The sequence below is a fragment of the Cohaesibacter intestini genome, assembly GCF_003324485.1.
Lineage (GTDB): Bacteria > Pseudomonadota > Alphaproteobacteria > Rhizobiales > Cohaesibacteraceae > Cohaesibacter > Cohaesibacter intestini.
Window position 1 is genome coordinate 735,575 of record NZ_QODK01000002.1, and the last position, 16,796, is coordinate 752,370.

19 protein-coding genes are annotated in these 16,796 nt (G+C 56.1%); 11 read left to right on the top strand and 8 right to left on the bottom strand.

Annotation, left to right across the window (positions count from 1 at the left end; all coding sequences use genetic code 11):
* Positions 1-227: 227 nt before the first annotated feature.
* Complete coding sequence (locus DSD30_RS08975; RefSeq protein ID WP_114009283.1) at positions 228-701, top strand: Lrp/AsnC family transcriptional regulator; 474 nt, start codon at positions 228-230, stop codon at positions 699-701.
* Positions 702-722: 21 nt separating this feature from the next.
* On the opposite strand, the gene DSD30_RS08980 is transcribed toward DSD30_RS08975, so the two are convergent.
* Complete coding sequence (locus tag DSD30_RS08980; RefSeq protein WP_157967627.1) at positions 723-1,976, bottom strand: NAD(P)/FAD-dependent oxidoreductase; 1,254 nt, start codon at positions 1,974-1,976, stop codon at positions 723-725.
* 371 nt (positions 1,977-2,347) lie between these two features.
* Between DSD30_RS08980 and rpe the strand changes: the two genes are divergently transcribed.
* The 3 genes from rpe to DSD30_RS08995 all read left to right on the top strand — a co-directional run bounded on the left by rpe (position 2,348) and on the right by DSD30_RS08995 (position 5,113).
* Positions 2,348-3,025: a ribulose-phosphate 3-epimerase gene (gene rpe, locus DSD30_RS08985; protein WP_114009285.1), complete on the top strand. Its 678-nt coding sequence runs from the start codon at positions 2,348-2,350 to the stop codon at positions 3,023-3,025.
* 73 nt (positions 3,026-3,098) lie between these two features.
* Entirely contained in the window at positions 3,099-4,430 is a 1,332-nt protein-coding gene (purB, locus tag DSD30_RS08990) for an adenylosuccinate lyase (protein ID WP_114009286.1), read from the top strand.
* Positions 4,431-4,555: 125 nt separating this feature from the next.
* On the top strand, positions 4,556-5,113 hold the full coding sequence (locus DSD30_RS08995) for an RBBP9/YdeN family alpha/beta hydrolase (RefSeq protein WP_114009287.1): 558 nt from the start codon (positions 4,556-4,558) through the stop codon (positions 5,111-5,113).
* A gap of 70 nt (positions 5,114-5,183) precedes the next feature.
* Here DSD30_RS08995 and DSD30_RS09000 read toward each other — a convergent pair whose 3' ends face one another.
* The 3 genes from DSD30_RS09000 to DSD30_RS09010 form a co-directional block, all read right to left on the bottom strand.
* Positions 5,184-5,405: a hypothetical protein gene (locus tag DSD30_RS09000; protein ID WP_114009288.1), complete on the bottom strand. Its 222-nt coding sequence runs from the start codon at positions 5,403-5,405 to the stop codon at positions 5,184-5,186.
* A gap of 165 nt (positions 5,406-5,570) precedes the next feature.
* On the bottom strand, positions 5,571-6,362 hold the full coding sequence (locus DSD30_RS09005) for an HpcH/HpaI aldolase family protein (protein WP_114009289.1): 792 nt from the start codon (positions 6,360-6,362) through the stop codon (positions 5,571-5,573).
* A gap of 207 nt (positions 6,363-6,569) precedes the next feature.
* Positions 6,570-6,893, bottom strand: a complete 324-nt coding sequence (locus tag DSD30_RS09010) for a DUF1476 domain-containing protein (protein ID WP_114009290.1) — start codon at positions 6,891-6,893, stop codon at positions 6,570-6,572.
* A gap of 608 nt (positions 6,894-7,501) precedes the next feature.
* Here DSD30_RS09010 and purC point away from each other — a divergent pair.
* The 7 genes from purC (at position 7,502) to grxD (ending at position 12,726) form a co-directional block, all read left to right on the top strand.
* Complete coding sequence (gene purC / locus DSD30_RS09015; protein ID WP_114009291.1) at positions 7,502-8,269, top strand: phosphoribosylaminoimidazolesuccinocarboxamide synthase; 768 nt, start codon at positions 7,502-7,504, stop codon at positions 8,267-8,269.
* A 105-nt stretch (positions 8,270-8,374) separates the two neighbouring features.
* Entirely contained in the window at positions 8,375-8,617 is a 243-nt protein-coding gene (gene purS, locus DSD30_RS09020) for a phosphoribosylformylglycinamidine synthase subunit PurS (RefSeq protein WP_114009693.1), read from the top strand.
* 54 nt (positions 8,618-8,671) lie between these two features.
* Entirely contained in the window at positions 8,672-8,860 is a 189-nt protein-coding gene (locus tag DSD30_RS09025) for a phosphoribosylformylglycinamidine synthase-associated small membrane protein (RefSeq protein ID WP_114009292.1), read from the top strand.
* Positions 8,861-8,901: 41 nt separating this feature from the next.
* Positions 8,902-9,591 (top strand): phosphoribosylformylglycinamidine synthase subunit PurQ, encoded by a 690-nt coding sequence (purQ, locus tag DSD30_RS09030; protein WP_114009293.1) that lies wholly within the window; start codon positions 8,902-8,904, stop codon positions 9,589-9,591.
* Positions 9,588-11,792 carry a phosphoribosylformylglycinamidine synthase subunit PurL gene (gene purL, locus DSD30_RS09035; protein WP_114009294.1) on the top strand — a complete coding sequence of 735 codons (2,205 nt, stop codon included), beginning with the start codon at positions 9,588-9,590 and terminating at the stop codon, positions 11,790-11,792. Before purQ ends, purL begins: the two co-directional genes overlap by 4 nt.
* A 281-nt stretch (positions 11,793-12,073) precedes the next feature.
* Positions 12,074-12,307, top strand: coding sequence for a BolA family protein (locus tag DSD30_RS09040; protein ID WP_114009694.1), 234 nt, complete (start codon positions 12,074-12,076; stop codon positions 12,305-12,307).
* A 98-nt stretch (positions 12,308-12,405) separates the two neighbouring features.
* The gene (gene grxD / locus DSD30_RS09045; RefSeq protein ID WP_114009295.1) at positions 12,406-12,726 is read left to right on the top strand and encodes a Grx4 family monothiol glutaredoxin; all 321 of its coding nucleotides are present in this window, start codon (positions 12,406-12,408) and stop codon (positions 12,724-12,726) included.
* A gap of 331 nt (positions 12,727-13,057) precedes the next feature.
* Here the strand turns inward: grxD and ttcA are convergent, their stop codons facing one another.
* From ttcA to DSD30_RS09065, 4 genes are all read right to left on the bottom strand, one after another.
* Positions 13,058-14,014: a tRNA 2-thiocytidine(32) synthetase TtcA gene (ttcA, locus tag DSD30_RS09050; RefSeq protein ID WP_114009296.1), complete on the bottom strand. Its 957-nt coding sequence runs from the start codon at positions 14,012-14,014 to the stop codon at positions 13,058-13,060.
* Between the two features lie 152 nt (positions 14,015-14,166).
* A complete protein-coding gene (gene rpsD, locus DSD30_RS09055; RefSeq protein ID WP_114009297.1) occupies positions 14,167-14,784 on the bottom strand; it encodes a 30S ribosomal protein S4 in 618 nt (205 codons plus the stop codon).
* A gap of 270 nt (positions 14,785-15,054) precedes the next feature.
* On the bottom strand, positions 15,055-15,873 hold the full coding sequence (gene murI / locus DSD30_RS09060; RefSeq protein WP_114009298.1) for a glutamate racemase: 819 nt from the start codon (positions 15,871-15,873) through the stop codon (positions 15,055-15,057).
* A 44-nt stretch (positions 15,874-15,917) separates the two neighbouring features.
* A complete protein-coding gene (locus DSD30_RS09065; protein WP_114009299.1) occupies positions 15,918-16,655 on the bottom strand; it encodes an RNA methyltransferase in 738 nt (245 codons plus the stop codon).
* Positions 16,656-16,796: the final 141 nt, after the last annotated feature.

Sequence of the window (16,796 nt, forward strand, 5' to 3'; positions counted from 1 at the left end):
AGGCATACGGGACAGCCACAAGCAACGCGCAGACATGACCTAGACAAAGGGCCAACGAAAAAGAAAGAAAACGCCGTTTGAGACGCCTTTTCCCTGATTTTTTTCACAATCACGGGCAATTGGAATCATAAAATTCCGCTCAAGGGACAAGGTTTGCATATTTAAATATATACAAACCCCTAGATTCTTTGTAGCGTTCGAATGAAATCTTCCCAAGAGAGCGAAATATGGAAAAATTGACACTCGATTCTGGCGATATTCGGATACTCAAGGTTTTGCAAAATGATGCATCCTTGTCGATCGCCGAAATTGCCAAGCTTGCCGGAATGTCCCAGACCCCATGCTGGCGCAGAATCAAGAAGCTGAAAGAAACAGGCGTCCTCAAGCAAGTCACCGCAATCATTGATCGCGAGTCCGTCGGGTTGGGATTCGTGTCCTACGCCTTTGTCAAACTGACCGTGCCAAGCCGCAAGAATATGGAAGAGTTCGACAAGCTCGTCGCCGTGTGGCCCGAAGTCGTAACCTGCGAGCGCATCACCGGCGCGGTGGACTATCTGGTCAAGGTGATCACCGAAGACATCAAGGCCTATGACAACTTTCTCTGCTACAAGCTGCTGAATTCAGAACTCGTCTCGGATGTGCAGTCACGCATCGTGGTTGCGACCGTCAAGGAAACGGCATCGCTGCCGCTCAGTGAGTGAAGGGAAAGCGAGTGACCCCACTCACTTGAAGCGTTTGCTGGAAAAGGCGCTGCGGTCCAGTCCACCTTCCCTTCCAAGCATGAGGTCAGCCATCATGCGACCGGTCGCCGGGCCGGTTGCAAAGCCCATATGGCCGTGTCCGAAATTGAAGTAGAGACCGTCATGCTTGTCCGCCTTTTCAACCAGCGGCAGGGAATCGGGAAAACAGGGCCGTGATCCCATCCAGGGTTCTTCATCCACCGGTTTGCCAAGCGGATACAAATGCCGCGCATGATCTGTTGCACGATAGATTTGCGACGGTGTCTTGCGGCTGTCCCGATGCGCAAATTCAATGCCCGAGGTCAACCGGATGCCGCGCTCGGTCGGGGTCATCAAAAATCCGACATCCTCATCCACGATGGGCCGGTTGAGCACCGCCCCGTCGCGACTTTCAAAATGCTGGTGATAGCCGCGTTTGGCCGCCAGCGGAAAGTGATAGCCCATCGGCTTGACCAGATCGAGGCTCCATGGCCCCAAAGCCACCACCACCTTCGGCGCAGTCAGATCACCGGTCTCGCCCGTCACCCGCCAGACATCACCGGCCTGCCGTAGTGTCTGGGCGTCTCCGGTGTAGAAGTCCCCACCACGCTTGATGAACAGCTCCGCATAAGCCTTGGTCACGCGCTTGGGTGAGCCGACATTGACACAGCCCTTCCAGAAGATGCCGTGATCGTTATCGCCAAAATCGATATAAGGTTCCAGCGCCTCAAGACCGCTTCTGTCCACCACCTCATAATCGACGCCAAACTCGTCTGCATAGCCGCGCGCAGTCGCCGTACCGGCAAAGGTCTTGGCGCTGTGATACAGATGGATCCAGCCTGTATGGCGAAATTCGCTGGCGATGTCGGCTTCCTTGGCAAAATAGGCATGTTCATCAGCCGAGCATTGCCGCAGGGGCTGAACCCCGCGCGCATAGCGATCGATGCCCGCCGGGTTTGACAGCAGCCACATCCGAAAGAGCCAGCTCGTCAGCCGCGGCATGAAGGTCGGATGGTAATGCATGTGGATCTTGCGATTGGAGGCGAATTTCAGCACTTCAAGCGGATTGCTGGGAATGGTCAGAGGCACCATTCCGTCCTGTTCGATGATCCCGGCATTGCCGTGCGAGGTTTCTTCCCCCGGCCCGCGCCGATCCACCAGCGCCACATTCAACCCGCTCTCCTGCAGATGCAGCGCGGTGCTGATGCCGACCATTCCGGCACCCAAAATGATCACGTCATGGTTTATGTGGCTCATGGCTTTTCTCCTAAAGCTGCGACTGCGCGGCTGGTGGTCTGTGCTCCACCGGAGCATCCACCTCTTCCAGTCCGACCTCACAAGTGCCAATCCTGTTCATCAGACGACAAACGGATGAAATTCAGCTGAGTGTGTCACGGAGAAAGAAGCAGGTCCAGACAAAAATGTATCCAATATCCAAAATGAGAAACAAGCTATACATACGACAAAGCTTGCCTTCCATAACCGATCTCATTATATCATCACATAGACATCATTTAGGCAACATAAGCAACAAGGACAAGGCCTTCTCTTCTTGCTCAACCTTGCCCCATATGCTAGGCGCATGACCAACACTTCTCTTTGATGTCAGACAGACAGGACCGCAGGCCATGGCACGCCCCATTCAGATCGCCCCATCCATTCTCGCCTCCGATTTCGCCCGCTTTGGCGAAGAGGTCAAAGCCATCGACGAAGCAGGCTGCGACTGGGTCCATGTGGACGTCATGGATGGTCATTTCGTGCCAAACATCACCTTCGGCCCGCACGTGGTCAAGGCGATCCGCCCTTATACCGATAAGGTCATTGACACCCATCTGATGATCGCCCCGTGCGACCCGTATCTGGAAGATTTCGCCGCCGCTGGCTCTGACCTGATCACCGTGCATGCTGAAGCTGGACCGCATCTGGACCGCTCACTGCAGGCCATCAAGGCGCTTGGCAAAAAAGCGGGTGTTTCGCTCAACCCGGCCACCCCTGAAAATGTCATCGAATATGTGCTCGACAAGGTCGACATGGTGCTCTTGATGAGCGTTAATCCCGGCTTTGGCGGCCAGTCTTTCATCCCATCTACCGTGGAGAAAACCGCCCGCGTCAAGGCCATGATCGGCGATCGTGACATCGACATCCAGATTGATGGTGGCATCACCACCGAGACCGCGCCACTGGTTGCAGCTGCCGGGGCGAACATCCTTGTCGCTGGCTCTGCCGTCTTCAAAGGCCAAGGCGTTGAAGGATATCGTGAAAATATCGCCCGCATCCGCGAAGCGGCTGAAAAGGCCCAGAACTGATTTTTGTTTCAGTATGGCCGATCATTGGTTCGGCCCGTCCCTTCCCTCTCACTTGCTATAGACAGGCTCGCTCATGATCCCTCGTTATTCCCGCCCCGCAATGGTCGACATCTGGTCGCCTGAAACCAAGTTCCGCATCTGGTTCGAAATCGAAGCTCATGCCTGTGACGCTTTGGCCAAACTCGGTGTCATTCCCGAGTCTGCCGCCAAGACCATCTGGGAAAAAGGCGGCGCGGCCACCTTCGATATCGACCGGATCGACGAAATCGAGCGCGAAACCAAGCATGACGTCATTGCTTTTCTCACCCATCTGGCTGAAATCGTTGGCGACGACGCCCGTTTCGTCCATCAGGGCATGACCTCGTCTGACGTGCTCGATACCTGCTTCAACGTCCAGCTGACCCGCGCCGCAGACCTGCTGCTGGCTGACATCGACGCCTTGCTGGCCGCGCTCAAGCGCCGTGCCATGGAACATAAAGACACCGTCTGCATCGGCCGCTCCCATGGCATTCATGCCGAACCTGTGACCTTTGGCCTCAAGATGGCTGAAGCCTATGCCGAGTTTGACCGTTGCAAGACCCGCCTGCTGGCAGCCCGCGAAGAAATCGCCACCTGCGCCATTTCCGGCGCGGTCGGCACCTTCGCCAACATCGACCCGGCGGTTGAAGAACATGTGGCCGACGCCATGGGCCTTCAGCCTGAGCCTGTGTCCACGCAGGTCATCCCACGCGACCGCCATGCGCAATTCTTCGCCACTTTGGGTGTCATTGCTTCCTCCATCGAGCGCGTCTCGACCGAGATCCGTCACCTGCAGCGCACTGAAGTGCTCGAAGCAGAGGAATTCTTCTCCAAGGGCCAGAAGGGCTCTTCGGCCATGCCGCATAAGCGCAATCCGATTCTGACGGAAAATCTCACCGGCCTTGCACGCATTGTGCGCTCTGCCGTCACCCCTGCTCTGGAAAATGTCGCCCTGTGGCATGAGCGTGATATTTCCCACTCCTCTGTCGAGCGGATGATTGGCCCTGATGCGACCGTGACGCTTGATTTCGCCTTGGTGCGCCTGACCGGTGTCATCGACAAACTGCTGGTCTATCCCGAGCGCATGCTGGGCAACATGAACAGCCTTGGTGGTCTGGTCCACTCCCAGCGCATCCTGCTGGCGCTGACACAGGCAGGCTCGTCTCGCGAAGACGCCTATCGCCTTGTCCAGCGCAACGCCATGAAGGTCTGGGAAAGCTATCACATGGCTGGCAACGCCACCGTTGATTTTCTTACCGAACTGCTTGCGGACGAAGATGTCCGCAAATATCTCTCGGAAGAGCAAATCAAGGATCGCTTCGACCTTGGCTATCACACCAAAAATGTCGACGTGATCTTCAAGCGCGTCTTTGGTGCCAGCGAATAAGCAATTCTTGCGTGAAGACAGGCCGGGATTTTTTCCGGCCTGTCCTCCCTTCCAGCTTGTTGCTTGACAGTGCGCGCCACATCTGGTGATGACGCAGGACCAAATCAAACCGGCAGGACCCGATCATGAAAATTTCCCAAACTGACATTCTGCTGATCCCCGGCTATGGCGACACTTTGCCAGGCCATTGGCTCATGCGCTGGCGCGACAAGATGCCGACCGCCCGTGAAGTCAAGCAGGACGACGTCCATAATCCATCCAAGGATGCGTGGATGACCAATCTGCTGGCCGAAATCGAGGCCTCCACCCGCCCTGTGGTTCTGGTGGCCCATTCGCTCGGCTGCATTCTGGTGGCCCATGGCGCTGAAAGCCTGAAAGGCAAGATCGCCGGTGCCTATCTGGTCGCCCCGAGCGACTGGGACCGAGAAGGTCTGATCGATGGCTTTGACGGTGGCGACTTCGTGCCAATCCCGAAGAATACCCTGCCCTTCCCGGCCCATGTTGTTGGCAGCCGCAACGATCCCTATTGCGATCATCAACGCTCGCAGGAAATGGCCAAAGATTGGGGGGCGCATTTTCAGGATGCAGGCGACGCAGGCCATATCACGCTGGAAAGCGGCCATGGCCCGTGGCCCGAAGGCATGATGTCCTTTGCCGGCTTTCTCAGCAAGCTGGACGGCTAGCGCCTTTACAACAAAAAAAGCCTGCCCCAATCCCATGGAGCAGGCTTTTTTGTAAGCGAACCGTGGCCGGTCATGCCGTCGCAGCAGGTCCCTTCTTGCCAATCGCGGCATCAATACGCTTGGCCACAAACCACGACACCGGCATGGCCAGAATGGCGCCAGCAGCCACAAAACCGATAAAGAACATCGGATCGAAGTCCAGCGTCCCGGACATGGTCAGCGGCACAAGCGCGAAAATTCCCGCCAGTGTCGGGGCAATGATGATGTAAAACAGCACAGTCAGTTTCAGCATGATAGTCTCTCCCAAGGAACTGGGTGCAACCGGTCCTACTCTCCCCGAATGGCAGTTGCACACGCCAAATTCATATATGCACGATGGGTGCATAATAACGTGCACGCGCTGATCTATATCAAAGCAACCTGCGACCTTTTGGTCGCTTCTGCGTCCGGATCCGGCTCAGTCTGAGGCCAGATCTGCCATGGTCTGCTCAATACCCTGTGCAAGGAACCCCGCTTCCGACCCGACAGCAATCAACTGGAAGCCATAGCTGGCAAACAGCTTGGCATAATGGGCGTTGGTTGCATAAATCCCACACAACTTGCCATGCGCCTTGGCGGCCGCAATCACTCTTTTGAGCGCAGTGACCGTTACCTCATGGTCGAAATCCACTGCCTTGCCCTCCAGCAATGTCAGCGACAGATCCGCCGGTCCGACAAACACTCCGTCAATCCCGTCAGTCGCCAGAATATCCTCCAGATTATCGAGCGCCTCACGGGTTTCGATCATCGCCAAGGCAAAACAGCTGTCATTGCCGTCGACCACATAATCAAAGAGATTGCTAAAGCCATAGGTCCGGCAGGCCTGAAATGGTCCATAAGAGCGCTCGCCCAGCGGGGTATATTTCACCGCCTTGACCAAAGCTTCGGCCTGTTCCTTGGTGTTGATCATTGGCGCGACGATGGCTTGTGCACCAAAATCGAGCGCCCGCGACGCGGTGGCAAAATCCCCGACCGGAATGCGAACAATCGGCGCTGTGCCACAATGGGCAATCGCCCCGGTCATTTCCTGCGCATCGGAAAAGCCGATAGCCCCATGCTGCATGTCAACCAGCACGGCAGGAAAGCCCCCTTGAGCAAGAATCTCGGCAGCCTGCCGGCTGGCCAGCACACACCAGCCAAAATAGAGTGGCTCGTCCTTGTTAACCGCCGCATCGACTGCGCGACGCATTAAGGTGTGATTGTCCGTCATGATGAGCCTCCCCGTAGGATATCCGGTTCACAGGGCTTTGTGAGACAGCAGAGCAATGCCATCCAACTGGCGCGGCTGCGCGACAACAAAAGCAGTGAACCAGAGCAAGAAAAAAGGCTGATGAGTTGCTCATCAGCCTTTTCACAAAATCAAATTTACGGACCATTGTCCAGTCACCCCCTGTGTCGCAGGGGGCACGAACAGCAATCAGGCTTCGCCCTTCAACTGCTCGATGGCCACGGCCATCAACTCGGACATGGTGCGGCGGATCTGATGCTCTGACTGATCAACTTTATACTCGGAAAAGTCGGCAACGATCTTGCGATAGACATCTTCCTCGCCTGGCTCTTCAAAGTCGGAACGCACCACTTCCTTGGCATATTCCACAGCGGCCACTTCATCGAGACCCATCTTTCCAGCCGCCCAAAGACCGAGCAATTTGTTCCGGCGAGCTGTCGCTTTGAAGCGCAGTTCTTCGTCATGCGCAAATCTGGCTTCAAATGCATCTTCTCGCTTGTCAAAAGTCGTCATATGGCTACTCCCCGATCCGACCGTTTTCGTCGCTCTGTTGCCCCCACCTATACTGAGCATAGGACAAAAGACAACAGGTGCGTCCTCTGTTTCCCACCGACTTTGGTCTGAGATTGGGCCCAGCTGGCCCAACGGACGGGGTTTCCTCCCCTTTTCGGTGAAACTCGATTATTACAGTTCCAATGTAGGGTGACTTATCCGCCTTCTCAACAGGCAATGAACGCATTTTCCAATCATCGGGCGATCATCCGCTGCTAAGCGGAGAGCAACCCATGCTTTCAGGCCAAAAACTCGCCGCAACAAGTGATTCAACGATTGTGATTTCATGCGGAATTCGCTAAGCAGCGAGCCATGGGGCCTATCAGAACGGCAGGGTTGAAGATCCATGATCAACACCCCCATATGCGCCCTCAAATAGGCTATAGTTCCGTAGCGCAAAGCCTGATTCTCCGGAACCGGAGAGTGTCCAAAGCGCTCCTGCCAGCCTGAAGACGCCCGACGTCGGTTGGCAGTCACAGTTTCAATGGGATCGGCCCACTTGACAACAGGCCCGGCTCCATACCAGCAAATCCGCCCACCTACGGGCTAAACAACATGGTAGAACGCTCATGAATCGTCGTCGCAGGATCTACGAAGGCAAAGCCAAAATTCTTTATGAAGGTCCAGAACCGGGCACCCTGGTCGCCCACTTCAAGGACGATGCCACCGCTTTCAACAACAAGAAGCACGAAGTCATCGACGGCAAGGGCGTTCTGAACAACCGCATCTCGGAATATATTTTTTCCAACCTCAACGAGATCGGCATCCAGACCCACTTCATCCGCCGCCTCAATATGCGCGAGCAGCTGATCAAGGAATGCGAAATCATTCCTCTTGAGGTCATTGTCCGCAACGTGGCTGCAGGCTCCATAGCCAAACGTCTCGGCATTGAAGAAGGCACCCAGCTGCCTCGCTCGGTCATTGAATTCTGTTACAAGAATGACAGCCTCGATGACCCGATGGTGTCTGAGGAACACATCACCGCCTTTGGTTGGGCCAGCCCGCAGGAAATTGATGACATCATGGCGCTGGCCATCCGCATCAACGACTATCTGTGTGGCATGTTCCGCGCTGTCGGCATCCGCCTTGTCGATTTCAAAATCGAATGTGGCCGCTACTTCGAAGGCGACACCATGCGTGTCATTCTCGCCGATGAGATTTCGCCCGATTCCTGCCGCCTGTGGGACATCGAATCCAACGACAAGCTGGATAAGGACCGCTTCCGCCGCGATATGGGCGGCATGCTGGAAGCCTATCAGGAAGTGGCCAAGCGCCTCGGCATCATGATCAACAGCAATCCTGAGCACAAGGGCACCGGCCCGGTTCTCGTCAAGTAAAGCGACCTATCAGAAGGCAGGGCCACCCCTGCCTTCTTCCATCATACTCCGCCTCTTCTTTTCCGCCGCGCTATGGACGGTCAGGACAAAAAGGAACTCTCCAAAATGAAAGCACGTATCACCGTTACCCTGAAAAACGGCGTTCTCGACCCTCAGGGCAAAGCGATCGAAGGCGCTCTGGGTGCGCTGGGTTTTGATGGTGTTGACCAGGTTCGTCAGGGCAAGGTGATCGACATCGAGCTTGCCGACAGCACCAACAAGGCCGCAGCCGAGGCCAAACTGGCCGATATGTGCGAAAAGCTGCTCGCCAACACGGTGATCGAAAATTACCAGATCGACATCCTGTAATCCTTCAGGACTGTCATTTCGGTCTTTCGACGAGACGACAGAGACGGAAACAGCATGACCCTCAATGCCAATGACCAAGATCTGACCTCCGACAGCCCCTCCCCGGTCAAAGCCGAAGAGACGCAGATCCTCGACCAGCGGGCGGAAGCGGCAAAAGCCATCCGTTTCATGGCGGTCAAGGCAGCGATTTTCATTCTCATCCCCGTCATAGCCTCCGCGCTCGCCGTCTTTTTCCTTTTGTAGCTGACCCATCCGGTCAGCCCATTCCTTCAGGAGCAGGACCCATGAAAACTGCGATCCTCGTTTTTCCCGGAACCAACCGTGAGCATGACATGGCAGCCGCCGCGCGCTCCGTGTCCGGCACAGACCCGATGATGGTCTGGCATGCTGAAACCGAAATCCCCGAAGCCGATCTGATCATTCTGCCCGGCGGCTTTTCCTATGGTGACTATCTGCGCTCCGGGGCCATTGCCGCCCGCTCGCCGATCGTTGCCGACCTTTTGGAAAAAGCCAAAAAAGGCGTCCGCATTCTGGGCGTCTGCAACGGCTTCCAGATCCTGACCGAAACCGGCATCCTGCCCGGTGCCCTGATGCGCAATGCGGGCCTGCATTTCATCTGCAAGGAAACTCTGCTGCGCGTCGAGCGCGCCGACACGATCTTTACCAAGGCCTATCAGCCAAATCAGGTGGTTCGATGCCCGGTCGCCCATCATGATGGCAACTTCTTTGCCGATGACGAAACCCTCAAGACGCTCGAAGGCGATGGCCGCGTGCTGTTCCGCTATTGCGATGCAGAAGGGGCAACCACCCCGGACGCCAACATCAATGGCTCGCTCAACAACATTGCCGGCATCATGAATGCCCGTGGCACCATCCTTGGCATGATGCCACATCCGGAAAATCTGATTGAAGACCTGCATGGCGGCCTTGATGGCCGTGGCCTGTTTGAAAGCCTGTTGGAGAAGGTGGCATGATCCAGAACGAAATCCAGATCACCGACGAACTGATTGCCGCCCATGGCCTCAAACCGAGTGAATATGAGCATATTCTCGAGTTGATCGGTCGCATCCCGACCTTCACTGAGCTTGGCATTTTCTCGGCCATGTGGAACGAGCATTGCTCTTACAAAAGCTCGAAAAAATGGCTCCGCACCCTGCCGACCAAAGGCCCGCGCGTGTTGCAAGGCCCCGGCGAGAATGCCGGTGTGGTCGACATTGATGACGGGCAGACCGTGGTCTTCAAAATGGAAAGCCACAACCACCCCTCCTATATCGAGCCTTATCAGGGTGCAGCCACCGGTGTTGGTGGCATCCTGCGCGATGTCTTCACCATGGGCGCGCGCCCGATTGCTGCGATGAATGCCCTGCGCTTCGGCATGCCCGATCATGAGCGCACCCGACATGTGGTGTCCGGCGTCGTTGCCGGTGTCGGCGGCTATGGCAACAGCTTCGGCGTGCCGACCGTTGGCGGCGAAGTCAATTTTGACGCCTCTTACAATGGCAACTGTCTGGTGAATGCCTTTGCCGCAGGTCTTGCGGATGCTGACAAGATCTTCCTGTCCGAAGCCAAGGGCGTCGGCATGCCGGTTGTCTATCTTGGCGCCAAAACCGGCCGTGACGGCGTTGGCGGGGCGACCATGGCCTCAGCAGAGTTTGACGAGGACAGCGAAGAGAAGCGTCCTACCGTTCAGGTTGGCGACCCCTTCAGCGAAAAGCGCCTGATGGAAGCCACCCTCGAGTTGATGCAGACCGGTGCCGTTATCGCCATTCAGGATATGGGGGCCGCTGGCCTCACCTGTTCGGCCGTTGAAATGGGCGCGAAAGGCAATCTCGGCGTCGATCTGGACCTCAACAAGGTGCCAGTGCGCGAAGAGAATATGTCCGCCTATGAAATGATGCTGTCTGAATCGCAGGAACGCATGCTGATGGTTCTGCACCCAGAGAAGCGCGAAGCCGCCGAAGCGGTCTTCCGCAAATGGGAGCTGGACTTTGCCGAAGTGGGCGTCACCACCGACACTCTGCGCTTCCGCATCTATCACAATGGCGAAATGGTCGCCGACCTGCCGATCAAGGAACTGGGAGACGAAGCCCCGGAATATGATCGCCCATGGGTCGAAAGCCCGAAACTGGCCAAAATCGATAATGCCAGCGTCACCGCCCCAGCCGACCTGCTCGAAAGCCTCGTTAAGATGGTTGGCAGCCCTGACCTCTCCTCCCGCCGCTGGGTTTGGGAACAATATGACACGATGATTCAGGGCAACACCAAACAACGTCCTGGTGGCGATGCTGGTGTGATCCGTGTGTCTGGCACCAACAAGGGCCTCGCCTTCACCGTTGACGTGACCCCGCGCTATTGCAAGGCCGATCCGTTCGAAGGCGGCAAACAGGCCGTTGCCGAAAGCTGGCGCAACCTCAATGCCGTTGGCGCAGAACCACTGGCAACCACCGACAACCTCAATTTCGGCAATCCCGAAAAGCCCGAAATTATGGGCCAGTTTGTTGGCTGCATCAAAGGCCTTGGCGCTGCCTGCGAAGCGCTCGCCATGCCAATCGTCTCTGGCAATGTGTCGCTCTATAACGAGACCACCGGCGACGCCATTCTGCCGACCCCGGCCATTGGTGCTGTGGGCCTTTTGCCGGACGTTTCCGTCTCGGTCGGCAATGCCTTTGTCGCGGAGGGCGACGCCATCCTGTTGATCGGCGGTCATGGTGCGGAAATGGGCCAGAGCCTCTATCTGCGCGATATGCTGGGCCGGGAAGAAGGCGCACCACCACCGGTGGATCTGGCGCTTGAAAAACAGACCGGCGATTTTGTCCGCACCGCCATCCGTGCAGGCGACATCAATGCAGCCCACGACATTTCCGATGGCGGCCTTGGCGTCGCTCTGGCGGAAATGGCCATGCGCTCTGCTCTTGGCTGTGCCGTGGAACTGCCCACAGAAGCGACACATATTGCCTTCTATGCCGAAGATCAGGCCCGCTATGTGGTCACCTGTGCGGCAGACAAGGCAGAAAGCGTGATGGCCAAGGCGAAAGAAGCTGGTATCCAGATCGACCAGCTTGGTCAGGTTGGCGGCGATGCCTTTGCCCTGATCGGTCATGGACAGATCACCGTGGACAGCCTGAAGGTCGCCCACGAGAGCTGGTTCCCAACCTTCATGGCAGGTGAGCTCTGATCGCTCAAATGGCGATAACAAAGCCCGCCTGACCCGTAAGGTCCTATCCCAATGAAGCGCGGGGCGACGAAGGAATGATCGTCGCCCCGCGCTTCATTGGGTATTGTCTGATATTTCATCTTGACCGGAACCGCTCAGTCGTAAGACCCTTGAATTGGCGAACATTCTTCCTGTCAAGCCTTGAAAGACGGACCGGACAGACCAAATTCAGACAAGATAGTGAATACGCGCAATTGCGTAATCAAATCTTCTCTGCCAAAATTGAAGACGAGGAGAGCAGCATGCCTATGGACGCAAGTGAAATTGAAAGCCTTATCAAGGAAGCCTTGCCCGACGCCAAAGTGGTGATCCGTGATCTCGCAGGAGATGGCGACCATTTTGCCGCCGAAGTGGTTTCGGAAAGCTTCCGCGACAAGTCTCGTGTTCAGCAACACCAGATGATCTATGACGCCCTGAAGGGCAATATGGGCGGTGCGCTGCATGCGCTCGCGCTTCAGACATCAGTCCCGGATTGATCCTTCAACCGGCATTCTGCCTCTGGACGATCACACCTTCCCCCCCGGCGGTACGTGATCGGACACTGAGCCCCCGAAGATACCCAAAGGACGGACATATGAGCGATATCCAGGCATGGATCGACAATGAAGTCAAAAGCAACGACATCGTGCTTTTCATGAAAGGCACCCCTTCTTTCCCGCAGTGCGGCTTTTCCGGTCAGGTAGCCCAGATCATGGACTATCTCGACGTGCCCTATAAAGGCGTCAACGTGCTGGAAAATGACGAAGTACGTCAGGGCATCAAGGACTATTCCAACTGGCCAACCATCCCCCAGCTCTATGTGAAGGGTGAGTTTGTTGGCGGGTGCGACATCGTCCGCGAAATGTTCCAGACTCAGGAATTGCAGCAGCTGATCAATTCCAAAGTAACCGCCTGAATGGCCACCTGATACGGTTTCCAAAACGGCACGCAAAAGCCCGGTCCACATGGCCGGGCTTTTTTGTTACCTGTATCGGTTCACAATGCTGCCAGCCGCCAAAAAGCACGACACAAGGCCCATGACCATGCTTAACGGTTACCCCGTTAAGATCACCTTTTTTGGAAACCGGGCATCAAAATCACAAAGATGAGTCATTTGAATCCCTTGCAATAGATTACTGACAAAGTGATTCAACTATAACTTACCAAGAGCAAGTATGGCTAGAAATCCAGTCGCGAATCCGGTTTTCGGTTAAACCGCACACAAGCCTTCTGCAAAACCACCTTGCTCATCGCTCATGCATGGTGAGAAAATCGCTTGTCAGCGCCGCCATGGCACCACAGCCGTCATTGTCATCGCTATCGTCCCCGGCGCAGTCATCCTCAACAGACAGGCCAGCAAAGTCGAACAGTTTCGTATCGAGCATATGAGAGGGCCGAATGTTTGACAGAGCGCGGAACATCACCTGCGTCCGCCCCTTATGCTGCGCCTCAAAGCCCTGCAACATCGATTTGACTTGCTGGCGCTGCAAACCATCCTGTGAGCCACACAGGTCGCATGGAATGATCGGGAATTGCATCAGATCGGCAAACTTGGCCAGATCCGCTTCCTCGCAATAGGCCAGCGGCCGGAACAGCATCAGATCCCCTTCTTCATTCTTCAGCTTCGGCGGCATCGTCGCCAAACGCCCCCCATGCAGCAGATTGAGGAAGAATGTCTCCAAAATATCGTCCCGATGATGACCGAGCAGCACCGCGTCACAGCCATGTTCCCGCGCCACACGATAGAGATTGCCGCGTCTGAGCCGCGAGCAGAGAGAGCAATAGGTATTGCCTTCCGGGATCTTCTCCTTGACGATCGAATAAGTGTCCTGCCGCTCGATATGATAAGGGATCTCGTGCTCTTCAAAAAAGCGCGGAAGCACGTCAGATGGGAAGCCCGGCTGCGCCTGATCCAGATTACAGGCCAACAGATCCGCATCGAGCAGACCACGCCATTTCAGATCGAGCAAGATCGCCAGAAGCGCATAGGAATCCTTGCCGCCCGACAGACAGACCAGCCATTTCTGCTTGGCGGTCGACATATTGTAATCATCCATTGCCGCGCGCACATTACGCAGAAGCCGCTTCCTCAGCTTCTTGAAGGCAACCGAACTCGGCACCTTGCGAAACATCGGATGGCACAGATCATCCTCTTCCTCACGGCTGTCAGGATCTAGAATGGCGGATGGTGAAAGCTCGGTCATGAAGCGGATTCCCGGTCAGTGAAGTCGCGCTCGCTTTAGCAAAAGCCGGAGCGAAACACAAGGCGCAGGAGGGGGCGAGGAAAGGACCAGAACAGCAAAAAGGCCGCCCGCAGGCGACCTTTTCGAATTCGGTAAGCGTGTTTCCAGTCCCATTAACGGGAGTAGAATTCGACCACGAGGTTTGGTTCCATGACAACAGGGTATGGAACGTCAGCCAGCTGTGGCATCGCTTTGTAGGTAGCGACCATTTTGTTGTGATCCGCTTCGATATAGTCAGGCACATCGCGCTCGGCCAGCTGGGTGGCTTCCAGAACGATAGCGAGCTGCTTGGAACGATCACGCACTTCCACGACATCGCCAACTTTCAGGCGGTAGGAAGGAATGTTGACGCGCTTGCCGTTCACTTTGACATGGCCGTGGTTGACGAACTGACGAGCAGCGAACACGGTAGGAACGAATTTTGCGCGGTATACGATCGCGTCCAGACGGGACTCGAGCAGACCAATCAGGTTCTCGGAGGTATCGCCCTTGATGCGGCTTGCTTCTTTGTAGATGCGCAGGAAGTGCTTCTCGGAGATGTTGCCGTAGTAGCCTTTCAGCTTCTGCTTTGCGCGGAGCTGCAGACCAAAGTCAGACAGTTTGCCTTTACGGCGCTGACCATGCTGGCCTGGGCCATATTCACGACGATTAACTGGAGACTTAGGACGGCCCCAGATATTTTCGCCCATACGGCGGTCAATTTTGTATTTCTGCGAATGGCGCTTAGACATCGCGTGTTTTCCTTTTGGCTTCTTTTTGTAAGAAAACGCGCCCCTCCTAGAAACAAGACCCGAAAAAGGTCAGCTTCGACAGAGACAAGAAGATGCGCCCCTCTCGTCTCACGGGTGCGTTAAAATCAAAGGGGGCCCATCAGGAGCCCCGCAGCGATTGACAGGTGTTTAGTGGGTTTACCGGCGGGAGTCAAACACCTTGAAGGCAAAATCTGCACTTTTTGGGGCTTTTTCGCATTTTTCAAAGCCCCTGGAGAGCCCTTTTGCTCTTTATGCAGCCCGTTCAACCAAAGCCGCCCAGGCGCGTTCCAGACGCGCTTGCCCATCCCCTGTCGCCAGAAAACGGATCCGCTCGGTGATTTGTGCGGCACCGAGCCGTTCGCCCGCCAGGCAATCCTGCCATTCCTGTTGCAGCAAATGCATCACCCGTCGTGCCACCGCCGGTGCCGGATCAAGCCACAGAACGGGGTGCTCCACCACCTTCTGCAGCATGGGCAGGATCAACGGATAATGAGTGCAGCCCAACACCACGACATCAATCGTTGCCGAATTTGGCCCCTCAAACAAAGCCACTATGTCAGCCCGAAGGACATCGAGATCACAGAAGCCTTCCAGCACAAAACGTTCCGCAAGCCCGGCCAGCCGATGACAGGCAATCAGATCAACCTCACAGCCCTGCGCATGATCGCGCACCAAGTCCCGCGTCAACGACCGACGGATAGTGCCCGGTGTCGCCAAGACCGCGAAATGCCCGCTATGGCTCGCCCGCGCCGCGGGTTTGATGCCCGGCACAATTCCGACAATCGGGATTGGGAATGCGGCCCGCAGCCGCTCGAGCGCAACGGTCGAGGCGGTGTTGCAAGCAATGACAATCAGATCGGGGGCAATATCCGCGCAAGCCGCCGCCAGCAAGACCTCCAGCCCGTCGATCAGCGCTTCGTCACGCAAATCCCCATAGGGGAAGCGGGCATCATCGGCCAGATAGACATAATCCGCATAAGGTAGGGTGGCGACCAGCGCCGAAAGCACTGACAAGCCACCAAAGCCGGAATCAAACACCAATATGCGTGGATCTTTTGCGCGACGCATGGGATTCTCCGATCCATCCTGAGACCGTTCGACCGGAATGGCCTCTAGCGATGATTGCGCTCATGACGCCGTTGCAAAGCCGCAATCACGCCACGCAACGTGCGGACTTCCTGTTCCGCCCAGTCGCCCTTCTGCATAATGGTTCGCAGGTTGCGCACCATATGCTCGCGCTTTTCTGGGGGGCGGAAGAAATTGACCTCATCAAGCGCCTCTTCCAGATGGTTGAACAAATACACCATGTCGTCCTTGCTGGCACGCGGGACGTCCGGCGTCTCGAACGGCAAGGAACCAGCCCGCTCACCGCCCGACATGCGCCATTCATAACAGATGATCAGAACGGCCTGCGCAATATTCAGCGACGCAAAATCCGGATCCACCGGCAACGTCAGAATTTCGTTGGCCAGCACCACTTCGTCATTGTTGAGGCCCCAACGCTCACGCCCAAACAATATGCCGACCTTACCGCCTTTTGCCACTTCCTGCCGCATGATCTGGGCGGCTTCCACCGGGTGGCGCACGGTCTTGAGCATATCCCGCTGGCGGGCAGTCGTGGCATAGACAAAATCGAGATCGGCCAGTGCTTCTTCGAGGGTGTCAAAAATCTCGGTCTTCTCGATCACATGATCGGCGCGGCTCGCAGCGTTGCGGGCCTTCTCGCTCGGCCAGCCGTCACGCGGCCGCACCAGCCGCAAGTCGGTTACACCAAAATTGGCCATGGCGCGCGCCGCCGTTCCGATATTCTCACCCAATTGGGGCTCGACCAGAATGATCACCGGGTCCATTCGATTTCCGTCTTTCTCTTAAGAGTCTGCTTTAATGTGTTGGCCCGTGTAGTGACCGAATCCGCCCCGCATTGCAAGACCCCTGCCCCGATTGACGAGATCAGGGGAAAAATTCTGTGCGGGAAACTGCGATTTTGCGCT

What these genes read in the sequence shown, in the direction of transcription:
- DSD30_RS09000 (WP_114009288.1), bottom strand. Translation starts at nt 5,405, where the DNA reads ATGCTGAAACTGACTGTGCTGTTTTACATCATCATTGCCCCGACACTG.
- purL (WP_114009294.1), top strand. Translation starts at nt 9,588, where the DNA reads ATGATCCAGAACGAAATCCAGATCACCGACGAACTGATTGCCGCCCAT.
- ttcA (WP_114009296.1), bottom strand. Translation starts at nt 14,014, where the DNA reads ATGACCGAGCTTTCACCATCCGCCATTCTAGATCCTGACAGCCGTGAG.
- DSD30_RS09010 (WP_114009290.1), bottom strand. Translation starts at nt 6,893, where the DNA reads ATGACGACTTTTGACAAGCGAGAAGATGCATTTGAAGCCAGATTTGCG.
- murI (WP_114009298.1), bottom strand. Translation starts at nt 15,873, where the DNA reads ATGCGTCGCGCAAAAGATCCACGCATATTGGTGTTTGATTCCGGCTTT.
- DSD30_RS08975 (WP_114009283.1), top strand. Translation starts at nt 228, where the DNA reads ATGGAAAAATTGACACTCGATTCTGGCGATATTCGGATACTCAAGGTT.
- rpsD (WP_114009297.1), bottom strand. Translation starts at nt 14,784, where the DNA reads ATGTCTAAGCGCCATTCGCAGAAATACAAAATTGACCGCCGTATGGGC.
- DSD30_RS09025 (WP_114009292.1), top strand. Translation starts at nt 8,672, where the DNA reads ATGACCCTCAATGCCAATGACCAAGATCTGACCTCCGACAGCCCCTCC.
- DSD30_RS09040 (WP_114009694.1), top strand. Translation starts at nt 12,074, where the DNA reads ATGCCTATGGACGCAAGTGAAATTGAAAGCCTTATCAAGGAAGCCTTG.
- purB (WP_114009286.1), top strand. Translation starts at nt 3,099, where the DNA reads ATGATCCCTCGTTATTCCCGCCCCGCAATGGTCGACATCTGGTCGCCT.
- purQ (WP_114009293.1), top strand. Translation starts at nt 8,902, where the DNA reads ATGAAAACTGCGATCCTCGTTTTTCCCGGAACCAACCGTGAGCATGAC.
- DSD30_RS08980 (WP_157967627.1), bottom strand. Translation starts at nt 1,976, where the DNA reads ATGAGCCACATAAACCATGACGTGATCATTTTGGGTGCCGGAATGGTC.
- DSD30_RS09005 (WP_114009289.1), bottom strand. Translation starts at nt 6,362, where the DNA reads ATGACGGACAATCACACCTTAATGCGTCGCGCAGTCGATGCGGCGGTT.
- DSD30_RS09065 (WP_114009299.1), bottom strand. Translation starts at nt 16,655, where the DNA reads ATGGACCCGGTGATCATTCTGGTCGAGCCCCAATTGGGTGAGAATATC.
- DSD30_RS08995 (WP_114009287.1), top strand. Translation starts at nt 4,556, where the DNA reads ATGAAAATTTCCCAAACTGACATTCTGCTGATCCCCGGCTATGGCGAC.
- grxD (WP_114009295.1), top strand. Translation starts at nt 12,406, where the DNA reads ATGAGCGATATCCAGGCATGGATCGACAATGAAGTCAAAAGCAACGAC.
- purC (WP_114009291.1), top strand. Translation starts at nt 7,502, where the DNA reads ATGAATCGTCGTCGCAGGATCTACGAAGGCAAAGCCAAAATTCTTTAT.
- rpe (WP_114009285.1), top strand. Translation starts at nt 2,348, where the DNA reads ATGGCACGCCCCATTCAGATCGCCCCATCCATTCTCGCCTCCGATTTC.
- purS (WP_114009693.1), top strand. Translation starts at nt 8,375, where the DNA reads ATGAAAGCACGTATCACCGTTACCCTGAAAAACGGCGTTCTCGACCCT.